Source organism: Limnohabitans planktonicus II-D5 (genome assembly GCF_001270065.2).
Lineage (GTDB): Bacteria > Pseudomonadota > Gammaproteobacteria > Burkholderiales > Burkholderiaceae_C > Limnohabitans_A > Limnohabitans_A planktonicus.
The window spans coordinates 57941-71725 of record NZ_LFYT02000024.1; the positions used below are offsets into that span (position 1 = coordinate 57941).

General features: G+C 63.0%; 10 protein-coding genes and 1 pseudogene. All 11 read left to right on the top strand.

What is annotated here, in order from left to right; genetic code table 11:
* Positions 1-1113: 1113 nt before the first annotated feature.
* The 11 genes and pseudogenes from H663_RS36085 to H663_RS36135 all read left to right on the top strand — a co-directional run bounded on the left by H663_RS36085 (position 1114) and on the right by H663_RS36135 (position 13381).
* Positions 1114-2034, top strand: a complete 921-nt coding sequence (locus H663_RS36085; RefSeq protein WP_053173234.1) for an SDR family NAD(P)-dependent oxidoreductase — start codon at positions 1114-1116, stop codon at positions 2032-2034.
* 10 nt (positions 2035-2044) lie between these two features.
* A pseudogene (locus tag H663_RS42415) lies at positions 2045-2362 on the top strand (Zn-ribbon domain-containing OB-fold protein); the annotation flags it as partial.
* Positions 2363-2395: 33 nt separating this feature from the next.
* The gene (locus H663_RS36090) at positions 2396-3658 is read left to right on the top strand and encodes a thiolase (protein ID WP_053173633.1); all 1263 of its coding nucleotides are present in this window, start codon (positions 2396-2398) and stop codon (positions 3656-3658) included.
* A gap of 18 nt (positions 3659-3676) precedes the next feature.
* Positions 3677-4831, top strand: a complete 1155-nt coding sequence (locus tag H663_RS36095; protein ID WP_053173236.1) for an acyl-CoA dehydrogenase family protein — start codon at positions 3677-3679, stop codon at positions 4829-4831.
* A 93-nt stretch (positions 4832-4924) separates the two neighbouring features.
* On the top strand, positions 4925-5902 hold the full coding sequence (locus H663_RS36100) for a Bug family tripartite tricarboxylate transporter substrate binding protein (RefSeq protein ID WP_053173238.1): 978 nt from the start codon (positions 4925-4927) through the stop codon (positions 5900-5902).
* 7 nt (positions 5903-5909) lie between these two features.
* Positions 5910-6884 (top strand): NAD(P)H-dependent flavin oxidoreductase, encoded by a 975-nt coding sequence (locus H663_RS36105; RefSeq protein WP_053173240.1) that lies wholly within the window; start codon positions 5910-5912, stop codon positions 6882-6884.
* 246 nt (positions 6885-7130) lie between these two features.
* Complete coding sequence (locus H663_RS36115) at positions 7131-8120, top strand: Bug family tripartite tricarboxylate transporter substrate binding protein (protein WP_053173243.1); 990 nt, start codon at positions 7131-7133, stop codon at positions 8118-8120.
* A gap of 3 nt (positions 8121-8123) precedes the next feature.
* On the top strand, positions 8124-9662 hold the full coding sequence (locus tag H663_RS36120) for a class I adenylate-forming enzyme family protein (RefSeq protein ID WP_053173245.1): 1539 nt from the start codon (positions 8124-8126) through the stop codon (positions 9660-9662).
* A 284-nt stretch (positions 9663-9946) separates the two neighbouring features.
* Positions 9947-10828 (top strand): HTD2 family dehydratase, encoded by an 882-nt coding sequence (locus tag H663_RS36125; RefSeq protein WP_053173247.1) that lies wholly within the window; start codon positions 9947-9949, stop codon positions 10826-10828.
* 57 nt (positions 10829-10885) lie between these two features.
* Entirely contained in the window at positions 10886-12043 is a 1158-nt protein-coding gene (locus H663_RS36130; protein ID WP_083451200.1) for an acyl-CoA dehydrogenase family protein, read from the top strand.
* A 156-nt stretch (positions 12044-12199) separates the two neighbouring features.
* On the top strand, positions 12200-13381 hold the full coding sequence (locus tag H663_RS36135) for a CaiB/BaiF CoA transferase family protein (protein ID WP_053173250.1): 1182 nt from the start codon (positions 12200-12202) through the stop codon (positions 13379-13381).
* Positions 13382-13785: the final 404 nt, after the last annotated feature.

Genomic DNA, 13785 nt, shown 5'->3' on the forward strand with positions numbered 1-13785 from the left:
CAGCTGTACTTGTATAGACAGGATGGACTCAAGAAAAACCGTGCAGCACATTCACATGAACCCTTTCACAGCAATGGACTGCAACAGCATCTCACATCATGCGCCTGCAGTCCACCCCAAGCATCAGTGCATGCACCATCTTGTTGTCTATACAAATAAATGCTAATGAATGGCACGCTGAAGTTTGAGACATGTCATCTTGTAGGTCGGCACTCGAAGAGTCCGACATTTTTGGTTTCGGCACAGCCCCATGTCGGGGTCTTCGACCGCCGACCTACGAACCGCCCTCCCGCAGGTCGGCACTCGCAGAGTCCGACGTTAGGGGTTTGGACACAGGCCCATGTCGGGGTCTTCGACCAGCGACCTACGAACCGCCATCTTGTAGGTCGGTACTCGCAGAGTCCGACGTTAGTGGTTTCGCCAAAGGCCCATGTCGGAGTCTTCGACCACCGACCTACGAACCGCCATCACGCAGGTCGGCACTCGCAGAGTCCGACGTTAGTGGTTTCGCCAAAGTCCCATGTCGGGGTCTTCGACCGCCGACCTACGAACCGCCCTCCCGCAGGTCGGCACTCGCAGAGTCCGACGTTATGGGTTTCGGCACAGGCCCACGTCGGGGTCTTCGACCGCCGACCTACGAACCGCCATCCTGTAGGTCGGCACTCGCAGAGTCCGACGTTATGGGTTTGGGCACAGGCCCATGTCGGGGTCTTCGACCGCCGACCTACGAACCGCCATCTCGCAGGTCGGCACTCGCAGAGTCCGACGTTAGGGGTTTGGGCACAGGCCCATGTCGGGGTCTTCGACCAGCGACCTACGAACTGCCATCTTGTAGGTCGGCACTCGCAGCGTCCGACGTTATGGGTTTGGGCACAGGCCCTTGTCGGGGTCTTCGACCGCCGACCTACGAAACGCCATCTTGTAGGTCGGCACTCGCAGAGTCCGACGTTTCACAGCAAACCAAGGGCATTCCCTGAGTTCTGGAATCCGAAAGCCCCGCTTTGGCAATCGCAGATTGTTCAAAATCAGTGGGCACAGCAAGATACAGAACAACCCTCCGGTGGTGATGCCGCCCATGACGGGTGCGCGCCCCGAGCTTCCCCAGGAGAAAACATGAGCAGTACAGGATTGGTCACCGGCAAGGTGGTCGTGGTGACCGGTGCAGGCGGCGGCATTGGCCGCGACATTGCGCTGGCCATGGCCCGCGAAGGGGCCAAAGTGGTCGTCAATGACATTGGCGCTTCGGTCTCGGGCGAAGGCCAAGACGCAGGCCCCGCACAAAAAGTGGTGGACGAAATCTTAGCCATGGGCGGTCAGGCAGCGGCCAACACCGACAGCGTGTCCGACGCCGCAGGCGGGGCCCGCATCATCCAAACGGCCATCGACAGCTTTGGCCGCATCGACGTGGTGGTCAACAACGCAGGCATCTTGCGTGACCGCTTCTTCCACAAGATGAGCATGGACGAATGGGACGCGGTGCTCAAGGTGCACCTGTATGGCGCTTTCTACGTCAGCCGCGCCGCCGCCCCGCACTTCAAGGAGCAGGAAAGCGGCAATTACATCCACATGACCTCGACCTCCGGGCTGGTGGGCAACTTTGGCCAGGCCAACTACTCGGCGGCCAAGCTGGGCGTGACCGCGCTGTCCAAGTCGATCGCGCTCGACATGCAAAAGTTCAAGGTGCGCTCGAACTGCATTTCGCCTTTTGCCTGGAGCCGCATGATCGGCTCGATCCCGACCGAGACACCCGAAGAGCAGGCCCGTGTTGAACGCATCAAGCAGATGACGCCCGCCAAGATCGCGCCCATGGCCGTGGCCCTGGCCAGCGACGCCTCGGCCCATGTGAACGGCCAGGTCTTTGCCGTGCGCAACAACGAAATCTTTTTGATGAGCCAGCCGCGCCCCATCCGCTCGGTGCACCGCAGCGAGGGCTGGACGCCGCAGTCGGTGCTGGACCAAGCCATGCCCGCCCTCAAGTCGAGCTTCTTTGACCTGGAGCGTTCGGGAGATGTGTTCAGCTGGGACCCGATCTGAGGAAAACACGATGAGCGACAACGCAAAAGGTGTGCTCGCGCAGCACCAAGCCGCCCTCGATGAAGGCCACTTTATGGTCCAGCATTGCAAGGGCTGTGACCAGCACATTTATTTCCCGCGAGAGGTCTGCCCGCACTGCGGCAGCAACGACCTGAGCCTGGTGCCCCCCTCGGGTCTGGGCACGGTGTATTCGGTGACCACCGTGCGCCGCAAACCCGACGCGGGCGGTGACTACAACGTCTGCCTGATCGACCTGGACGAAGGCGTGCGCCTGATGAGCCGTGTGGACATGGACCCTGTCGACGCCGTGCAGGTGGGCCAGCGTGTGCAGGCCCGCGTGGCGGTCGACAAGGGTCAAGGCATGGTGGTGTTTGATCCAGTCAGCACAGCCGCTGCCTCGGCCAAGCCCGTGCCTCGCGGCCCCGCCGCATCGGCAGCGGTGCATTCTTCCACCGGCCTCAAGGCCCTGCGCGGCAGCGCGGCGATTGCGGGTGTGGCCACCTTTGGTTGCGGCGAAGCCACGGGCTTTTCCGAGATGGAAGTGCTGGCCCGTGCCGCGCACGCCGCCGTGGCCGATGCCGGTTTGAAGATGAGCGACATCGATGGCCTGTGCACCGCCAGTGTGCTGTCCACCATGTGGCCCATGCCCGTGACCGAATATTTGGGCATCAACCCGCGTTACATCAACGGCACCATGCTGGGCGGCTCCAGCTTTGTGGCGCACTTGCTTCCCGCCATGATGGCCCTGCAGTCGGGCCAGTGCAACGCTGTGCTGGTGTGCTACGGCAGCACGCAGCGCACCTCCACCTTTGGCCGCGCCGAGATCGCCCAGGCGCGCCGCGTGATGGACCCGCAGCCTTATGAAACCCCCTACGCCCCGATGCAGCCGCTGAGCGCCTACGCGCTGGCCACGCGGCGGCACATGCACCAGTACGGCACCACCCGCCGCCAGTTGGCCGAAGTGGCCGTGGCTGCCCGCGCTTGGGCGCAGCGCAACCCCGAAGCCTTCATGCGCGATCCGCTGTCGATCGACGATGTGCTCAAGGCCCGCATGGTGTCCGACCCCTTGTCCGTGCGCGACTGCTGCCTGGTCACCGACGGTGGGGGTGCCTTTGTGCTGGTGCGCGCCGACCGTGCGCGTGACCTGCCAAAGAAACCGGTGTACGTGCTGGGCAACGCCACCGCCAACTGGAACCGCCAGATTTCGGCCATGCACGACCTCACAGTGACTGCCGCCAGCCAGTCCGGCCGCGAAGCCTTTGCCATGGCAGGCCTCACGCCTGCCGACATGGGCGTGGTGCAGCTGTACGACGCTTTCACCATCAACACCTTGATGTTTCTGGAAGACCTGGGCTTTTGCAAAAAAGGCGAAGCCGGTGCCTTTGTGGAAGGCGGCGGCATCGCGCCCGGTGGCCACCTGCCGGTCAACACCAACGGCGGCGGCCTGTCGTGCACGCACCCGGGCATGTACGGCATCTTTACCCTGATCGAAGCCGTGCGCCAGTTGCGCGGCGAAGGCGGCGAGCGCCAAGTGTCCGGCGTGCAGACCGCTCTGGCCCATGGCAACGGCGGCACGCTGTCGAGCCAGTCAACGGCCATCCTCGGCACCTTTGAAACTTTGTAAAACCTCCCCGCATTCACCATGATCCGAGACCCCGAAACCTTTGAAGCCCTGCTCGATTCCGTGCGCCGTTTTGTGCGCGAGCGTTTGGTGCCCGCCGAGAACGAAGTCGCCGACACCGACGAGATCCCCGAAGCCATCGTGCAAGAGATGCGCGAAATGGGTCTGTTTGGTTTGACCATCCCCGAATCCTATGGCGGCTTGGAGCTGACCATGGAAGAAGAGGCGCGTCTCTTGTTTGAGCTGTGCAAGACCTCGCCCGCTTTCCGTTCGGTGATCGGCACCACGGTGGGCATTGGCTCGCAGGGCATCTTGATGGACGGCACCGAAGCACAAAAAGCCTATTACCTGCCCAAGCTGGCCACGGGCGAGTTGTCATCCTCGTTTGCATTGACCGAGCCCGACGCGGGCTCTGACGCCGCATCGTTGCGCACCACGGCCATCAAGGACGGTGACCACTACGTGGTCAACGGCACCAAGCGCTACATCACCAACGCGCCGCATTCCAAAATTTTCACGCTCATGGCGCGCACCAACCCGGCCGACAAGGGCGCGGGCGGCGTGTCGGCCTTCATCGTCGATGCCCAATCGCCCGGCATCAGCTTGGGCAAGAACGACCAGAAGATGGGCCAAAAAGGCGCGCACACCTGCGACGTGATGTTTGACAACGTGCGTGTCCCGGCCGCCAACCTGATCGGCGGCCAAGAAGGTCAGGGCTTCAAGACCGCGATGAAGGTGCTCGAAAAAGGCCGCATCCACTTGGCCGCCGTGTGCGTGGGCGTGGCCCAGCGCATCCTGGATGACGCGCTGCGTTACGCCATTGACCGCAAACAGTTCGGCCAGCCCATTGCCGAGTTCCAGCTGGTGCAGGCCATGCTGGCCGACAGCAAGGCGGAGCTGTATGCCGCCGAGTGCATGGTGATCGATGCCGCCCGCAAGCGCGACGAAGGCCGCAGCGTGTCGACCGAGGCCTCGTGCTGCAAGATGTTCGCGTCCGAGATGTGCGGCCGCGTGGCCGACCGGGCGGTGCAGATTTTGGGTGGCGCGGGCTACTTGGCTGAATACGGCATTGAGCGCTTTTACCGAGATGTGCGCCTTTTTCGCCTGTATGAGGGTACGACCCAGATACAACAAATCATCATTGGCCGCAACATGGTGCGTGAAGCACGCGGTTGAGCCAAGGGTGGGTTCGTTTTGCGGCGAAAGCCGCTCCAATGCACCCACCCCGTCAGCGTGACCCCTTTCGACAACAACACAAGGAGACAAGACATGACAAAGACATTCACCCGCCGCATGGCCGTGGCCTCACTCAGCCTTGCCCTGCTGGGCGCAGGCACTGCCCAGGCTCAGGCCCAGACGGCTTATCCGAGCCAGCCCATCAAGTTCATCGTGCCCTACCCCGCAGGCGGGGCCACCGATGTGCTGGCCCGCATGGTGGCGCAAAAAATGCAGGACAGCTGGCAGCAAACCGTGGTGGTCGAGAACAAGCCCGGCGCAGGCGGCACCATTGGCAACAACCTGGTAGCCAAGGCACCTGCCGATGGTCACACGGTGCTGTTTGGCATCGTCGCACTGGTGCAGCAAATGACCTTGATGAAGCTGCCCTATGACCCGATCAAGGACTTTGCGCCGATCAGCCGCGTGGCCATCAGTCCCAGCGTACTGGCCGCAGCGCCGAACTTGCCCATCAACAACTTGCCTGAGTTCATCAAGCTGGTGAAGGCCGAGCCGGGCAAACACAGCATTGGCTCGTATGGCCCGGGCACTTCGGCCCACTTGCAAGGCGCTTTGCTCAATCTGCAGTCGGGTCTGGATTTGACGCATGTGCCCTACCAGGGCGGTGCGCCCCTGGTCACGGCCATGATGGGCGGTCAGCTGTCCTCGGCATTCTTTGATGCAGGCTCGTCGAAACAGCATTTGCCCAAGTTCAAGCTGCTGGGCGTGACCGGCACCGAACGTTTGTCTTGGCTGCCCAATGTGCCCACGCTCAAAGAGCAAGGCCTCAATTCCTACGAGCCCATGGGCTGGTTCGGCCTGTTCTTGCCTGCGGCCACACCCAAGGCCGTGGTGGATAAATTCTCGGCCGAGACCCAGCGCATCCTCAAGCTGCCCGATGTGCGCGAGAAGATCGAAGCCATGGGCCTGATCCCTGGCGGTGAAAGCATCGAAAACTTTGCCAAGGTCGTCAAGTCCGATGCCGACATTTACGCCCGCATCATCCGCGACGCCAAGATCACCCTGAACTGAACGTGGCATGAAAACACGCGTGACCGAGGTGCTGGGTATCCGCTACCCCATCTTGCAAGGCGGCATGCAGTGGGTGGGCAAGGCCGAGCTGGTCTCGGCCGTGTCCAATGCCGGGGGCCTGGGCGTGCTCACGGCCCTCACCCAGCCCACACCGCAATCACTGGCGCACGAGATTGCCCGCACCCGCACGCTCACCGACCAGCCCTTTGGGGTGAACCTCACCATCTTGCCCGCCATCAACCCGCCGCCCTACGCCGAGTACCTCCAGGCCATCATCGACAGCGGGGTCAAGATTGTGGAAACCGCTGGCAACAGCCCCAAAGAGTTCATCGGTCGCATGAAGGACGCGGGCATCACCATCGTGCACAAATGCACCTCGGTGCGCCACGCCCTGAGCGCCGAGCGCAATGGGGTGGACATGATCAGCATCGACGGTTTTGAATGCGCAGGTCACCCCGGTGAGGACGATGTGCCCGGCCTGGTGCTGATCCCCTTGGCTTGCCAGGCCTTGTGCGTGCCGGTCATTGCCTCGGGCGGCATTGCCGACGGGCGCGGCATGGCCGCTGCGCTGGCGCTGGGGGCTGAGGGCGTGAACATGGGCACCCGCTTTTTGGTCACACAAGAAGCACCGGTGCACCACAACATCAAACAAGCCCTGGTGGGAGCCACCGAGCGCGACACGAAACTGATGTTTCGCACGATGCGCAACACCACGCGGGCCTGGAGCAACGCGGTGTCGCAAGAAGTGGTGGCCACCGAAAACCGCGCAGGCGGCTGCAGCTTTGAGGACATCCGCCACTTGGTCGCAGGCCAACGCGGCAACCAGGCCCTGCAGTCGGGCGATGTGGATGGCGGCGTGGTCGCAGCAGGCCAGGTGATTGGCCTGATCGACGACGTGCCCACCTGCGCCGACCTGATCGAACGCATGGTGGCCGACTGCCGCCAGCAACTGCAGCAGGCTTCACGCTGGGCGCAAGCTTGAGGAAGACCGAATGAGCGAAATCGACACCTCTAAGCTGTACGACAAAGTGACGTTTGCCAAGCTGCCACAGGAGTCGTTGTCGGTATTCAGGCGCATGCGAGAGAGCTTGCCCTGCAAGCGATGGCCTGCGGACCCCCCAAGACAGATCGCCAGCAGGGCTGGCTCCCACGATGCCTTGCATGGACAAGCACTTTGCCAACTTGCGCCGCTGACGACTTTGATATCCACCACAACAGGAGACACCCCATGAGCCCTTTGAAACATCTTCTTGCCCGCCGAAGTCTGGTGAGCGCATTGTGCGCAGCCATGACCGGACTGGGCGGTTCTGCTTGGGCTCAGAGCCAAAGCACCGGCCCCACCGTCAAGCTCATCGTGGGCTATGCCGCAGGCGGGCCCGTCGACTCATCGGCGCGGGTGTTTGCACCCGTGCTCAGCCGCGAACTGGGTCAGCCCGTGATTGTGGAAAACCGCCCCGGTGCTGGCGGTGCGGTGGCAGGCAACACCGTGGTCAAGTCCGCGCCCAATAGCCTGGAAATTTTCTATGCCGCCAGCCCCACCATGACCATCAGCCCCCATGTGCTCAAGGCGATGGCCTTTGACCCGCTCAAGGACATGACCCCGCTGGCCACCATCCTCAGTTATGCCAACGTGCTGGTCATCAACCAGAACCAAGCCTTCAAAACCTTGCCCGAGTTAGTGGCCTTTGGCAAAGCCAACCCCGGCAAACTGGCCTATGGCTCGGCCGGCATGGGCGCATCGAACCACCTGAGCGGCGAGCTGTTTGCACGCCGTGCAGGCATCACCATGACCCATGTGCCCTACAAGGGCAACGCTCCGGCCATGACCGACGTGATGGGTGGGCAGATCCAGATGATGTTTGACATCGTGGGCGGTGCCAAGGCCCACATCGACGGCGGCAAGGTCAAGCCTTTGGCCGTGACCTCCAAAGAGCGCAACCCAGCCCTGCCGCAGTTGCCCAGCATGAGCGAGTTGGGCATTCGCGATTACGACGTGGGCGGCTGGTATGGCCTGTATGGCCCGCTGGGCATGAGCGCCGAACTCAGCCAGAAGATCACCGCCGCCACGGCCCGCGCCCTGCAAGACCCCGAGCTGAACAAGCGCTGGGTCGACCAGGGTTACGTGATCTGGAATGCCAAGCCCGCCGACCTGGCCGATCGCATGCGCCGCGAACATGCGCTGTGGGCCGAGGTGACCAAAGGCATGACCTTCGAATAAAACATGGCGTTGCATTTGACCTCAGCCCACACCCGCACCCACACGCGTATTCACCACCTGTTTGACGAGCGCGCCGCGCAGGCACCCGCGCATCCCTTTTTGTATTTGGCGCAAGGGGTGATGACGCTGGGCGAGCTGGCGCAGCAGGTCGATGCACTGGAAGCCGAACTGCGCGAGGTGGGTGTGCGTGTGGGCGACCGCGTGCTGGTAGCCGCTGAAAACTGCCCCGAGCATGTGGCGCTGGTGCTGGCCTGCAGCCGTGTGGGGGCTTGGGCCTGTGGGGTCAATGCGCGCATGACGGCGTCCGAACTCGCGGGCTTTGCCGCCAAGGCCGATGCCCGCGTGCTGTATTTCACGGTGGGCGTGTCTGCTTCGGCGCGCGAACACGCGGCGCAGCACGGCACGCAGGCGAGTGTGCTGCCCGGTTTGCAGCGCACGCCCGTCAGGCCACAGGCCACGGCGCAAACCGGTGAGCTGGCCGAGCAGGTGGCTGCGATCATCTTCACTTCGGGCACCACCGGACAGCCCAAGGGCGTGATGCTCACGCACGCGGGCCTGTTGCAATTTGCCCGGGTGTCGGCGCAGTCGCGCGAGCTGACGTCCGCAGACCGGTCTTACGCCTATCTGCCCATGACGCACATCTTCGGTCTGGGCACGGTGCTCATGGCTTCGCTGCACGCGGGCTCGGGCCTGCTCATGCGCAGCCAGTTCGACCCGGCCGATGTGTTCGACGCGCTGGCCCACCAGGGCCTGACGCAGCTGCAAGGGCCGCCCGCCATGTTTACCCGCCTGTTGGCATGGCTGGACAGTCAAGGCATTGCGCAGCCGCTCGCACCGGATTTGCGCTACGTCTACACAGGCGCTGCGCCGCTCGACCTGAGCGTCAAGCAGGCCATCGAAGCGCGCTTTGGCAAACCCCTGCACCACGGCTATGGCCTGTCGGAATATGCAGGCGCGTTGACGCTGTGCCGCTTGAACGAACAGCGCGCCGACACCAGCGCGGGTTACCTGGTCGAAGGCGCCGAGCTGCGCATCATGGACCCCGATGGGCGGGACTTGCCCGCAGGCGAGACCGGCGAGATCTGGATGCGCGGCGTGGGCCTGATGCCCGGCTACTTCCGTGACCCGGAGATCACCGCGCAGGTCATGAAGCCCGGCGGCTGGTACGCCAGCGGCGACCTGGGCCGACAAGACGGCGACGGCGCTTTGCAGGTGGTGGGGCGTCTGAAAGAAATGATCATCCGCTCGGGCTTCAACGTGTACCCGGGCGAGGTCGAGGCGGTGTTCTTGGCCTGGCCCGGCGTGCAGCGTGCCGCCGTGGCGGGTCGCAAAGCGGCCGACGGCAACGAAGACATCCTGGCCTTCATCGAAGTCAAGCCCGGTGTGCAGCTGGACCTGCAGGCTCTGAAGGCCCACGCCCATGAACACCTGTCGCCCTACAAGCGGCCCTCCATGGTGGTGCAAGTGCCGGAAATGCCCATGACACTGAGCGGCAAAGTGCTCAAGCGCGAGCTGGTGGAAAAGTACGCGCAAGACCATTGACCCGAAACGATGATGTTTGAGATTTCCACAAGACCCGGGCAAGGCAGGAAGATGCAACTGAAGGTCGTTTGCGCCACGCGATGGTGGTGTGTAGGAGCTTGCCCTGCAAGCGAAATGCCTTTGGCCCACAAGCGCCCCATCGCCAGCAGGGCTGGCTCCCACGGTGCACGCCTTGACAAGACATCGGTATGGGTCCACCCATGCATACAGTCTTCAAGTTCGCCAAAGATGGGCTTTCACAAAGACAGACAAGAGACAAGCTTGATCTGCGAGAAGATACAACCATGAACACCCCCACCACCCTTGACGTCAACCAAGTCGCGCACCTGCGCAGCTGGGAAGGCCGCAGCGAGACGCTGACCGACGAGATCGTGGCCGCCCCCTTGCGCGGCCAAAGCGCCTTGCTCGACCGCGACGATGCACGCCAAACCGCAGGCAGTGAAGTGCCGCCGCTGTGGCACTGGCTGTACTTTTTGCCACAGGCCCCGCAAAGCCAGATCGGGCCCGACGGGCACCCGCTGCGCGGTGGCTTTTTGCCGCCCGTGCCGCTGCCGCGCCGCATGTGGGCCGGGGGCCGCCTGCAGTGGCAGACCGACAACCCGCTGCGCGTGGGCGATGCGGCGCAAAAGCATTCGCGCATCGCTTCGGTCAAGCACAAGGCGGGCCGCACGGGCGACCTGTTGTTTGTCGAGGTCGAGCACGTTTTCAGCAACGCCCAAGGCCATTGCCTGACCGAAACACACGACATCGTGTACCGCGCAGCAGCAGTGCCTGGCGCACCCGAAGTGCCGCCTACCGCGGCCGAGACCGACGCACCTTGGCAGCGCGAGTTTGTGCCCGACCCGGTGTCGCTGTTTCGCTATTCGGCCCTCACCTTCAATGGCCACCGCATCCACTACGACCGCAGTTACGTCACGCAAGAAGAAGGCTACCCCGGCCTCATCGTGCACGGTCCGCTCATTGCCACCTTGCTGGTGGACCTGGTGCGCAGGCATGTGCCCGGTGCGCGCCTGGCTTCGTTCCAGTTCCGCGCTGTGCGTCCCACGTTTGACCTGCACCCCTTCCGGCTGAACGGCCGGCCATCTGCCGACGGCAAGACGATTGATCTGTGGGCCTGCGACCACGAAGGCTGGCTCACCATGCAAGCGCAAGCCACGCTGGCCTGAAGTTGCGCTGCGCGCTCATCCATTTCATTTTTTGAGCAACCCATTTTCATCACCACCATGCACGCTCCCGATCAATACCAAGACATCCGCGACGCGGTGCGCGCCCTGTGCGCCCAGTTCCCTGACGAGTACCACCGCAAGGTCGACGAAAAACGCGGCTACCCCGAAGAGTTTGTCGACGCCCTGACCAAGGCCGGTTGGATGGCCGCGTTGATTCCGCAGCAATACGGCGGCTCGGGCCTGTCCATGGCCGAAGCTTCGGTCATCATGGAAGAGATCAACCGCTCGGGCGGCAACTCGGGCGCGTGCCACGGCCAGATGTACGTGATGAATTCCATCGTGCGCAGCGGTTCTGACGCGCAGAAAAACACCCTGTTGCCCAAGATCGCCACGGGCGAGTTGCGCATCCAGTCCATGGGTGTGACCGAGCCCACCACGGGCAGCGACACGACCAAGCTCAAAACCACCGCCGTGCGCAAAGACGGCCGCTGGGTCATCAACGGCCAAAAGGTCTGGATCTCGCGCATCCAGCACAGCGACCTGATGATCCTGCTGGCCCGCACCACGCCCGCTGACCAAGTCACCAAGCGGTCTGAGGGCCTGTCGTGCTTCCTCATCGATTTGAAGCAGGCCATCGGCAACGGCTTGACCGTGCGGCCCATCTTGAACATGGTCAACCACGAGACCAACGAGCTGTTTTTTGACAACTTGGAGATCCCCGAAGACGCGCTCTTGGGCGAAGAAGGCAAGGGATTCAAGACCCTGCTCGACGGCCTGAATGCCGAGCGCGTGTTGATCGCAGCCGAGTGCATTGGTGACGGTTACTGGTTCATCGACCGCGCCACCAAATACGCTAAAGACCGCGTGGTCTTTGGCCGCCCGATTGGTCAAAACCAGGGCGTGCAGTTCCCGATTGCCGACGCCTTCATCGAGCTGGAAGCGGCCAACCTCATGCGCTGGAAGGCCTGCGAAAAAATCGACGCCATGCAAAACGCCGGGGCCGAAGCCAACATGGCCAAGTACCTCGCGGCCAAGGCCAGCTGGGAAGCGGCCAACGTCTGCCTGCAAACGCACGGCGGTTTTGGTTTTGCGTGTGAATACGACATCGAGCGCAAGTTCCGCGAGACGCGCTTGTACCAAGTCGCCCCCGTGTCGACCAACATGATCTTCAGCTACGTGGCCGAGCACATCCTCGGGCTGCCACGTTCGTTTTGAAAATGGAAACAGACCGCCATTGCACCATCGCCAGCAGGGCTGGCTCCTACATGGGGCCCTGTTTTGTAGGAGCTTGCCCTGCAAGCGATATCTCGCAGACCTCAAGCGCCCATTCGCCAGCAAGGCTGGCTCCCACAGATTTCTTGAGGTGAACCCATGAACAAACCTCTGGACGGCATCACCGTCATCTCTCTCGAACACGCGATTGCCGCGCCGTTCTGCACGCGCCAACTGGCCGACCTGGGCGCACGCGTCATCAAGATCGAACGTCCCGGTGCGGGCGACTTTGCGCGGGCCTACGACACCCGGGTGCGCGGCCAGTCCTCGCACTTTGTGTGGACCAACCGCTCCAAGGAAAGCCTGACGCTGGACCTGAAGAACCACGACGCCATGGCTGTGCTCAGCAGCCTGCTGCAAAGCGCCGATGTGCTGGTGCAAAACCTCGCGCCCGGCGCGGCTGCGCGCATGGGTTTGTCGTTTGAGGCACTCAGCCCCAAACACCCGAAGTTGATCGTGTGCGACATCTCGGGCTACGGCGAAGACGGCCCCTACCGCGACAAAAAAGCCTACGACCTCTTGATCCAGAGCGAGTCGGGCATGCTGTCTATCACCGGCACGCCCGAAGATCCGTCCAAAACCGGCAACTCGATCGCCGACATTGCGGCCGGCATGTACGCCTACACCAACATCCTGTCGGCCCTGCTACTGCGCGGCAAGACCGGCCAGGGCAGCCACATCGACGTGTCCATGCTCGAAGCGCTGACCGAGTGGATGGGTTACCCGCTGTATTACGCCTACGACGGCGCCACCCCGCCGCCGCGCAGCGCAGCCTCGCACGCCAGCATTTACCCCTATGGTCCGTTTGCGGCTGGCGACGGCGGCACGGTGATGCTGGGTTTGCAAAACGAACGCGAGTGGAAAGTGTTTTGCGAGGTGGTGTTGGGCGACGCAGGACTGGCCAACGATCCGCGCTTTTGCACCAACGCGTTGCGGAGCGAGAACCGTGCCCAGCTCAAGCTGCTCATCATGGGCGTGTTCGCCCGCATGACCACGCCAGAGGTCGAGGCGCGGCTGGACCAGGCGCAAATCGCCAACGCCCGCATGAACGACATGGCCGGTGTTTGGGCGCACCCACAGCTGCAGGCCCGCCAGCGCTGGCAACAGGTGGGCTCGCCCGCTGGCGACATCCCCGCCCTGCTGCCGCCCGGGCGCAACAACCGATACGACTACCGCATGGACCCCGTACCCGCCGTGGGCGAGCACACCGAGTCCATCTTGCGCGAGCTGGGGCTGGACGATGCGGCGGTTCAGGCCTTGCGCGATGCAAAGGCCATTTGAGCCAAACAATCTATGAATCCCCCCCGTAGGTCGGCGGCTTCAGCCCCGACATTGACGCTGTGCCGGAGCCCACAAATGTCGGAGCTGAAGCTACCGACCTACAAGGCAAGGCCTGCGGTTTTCCGTAGGTCGGCGGCTTCAGCCCCGACATTGACTCTATGCCGGAGCCCACAAACGTCGGAGCTGAAGCTACCGACCTACAAGGCGCGGCCTGTGGTTTTCCGTAGGTCGGTGGCTTCAGCCCCGACATGCAGCCTATGCCGGAGCCCACAAACGTCGGAGCTGAAGCTACCGACCTACAAGGCGCGGCCTGTGGTTTTTCGAGGTCGGCGGCTTTAGCCCCGACATGCAGCCTGTGCCGGAGCGAACAGATGTCGGAGCTGAAGCTACCGACCTACAGGGCG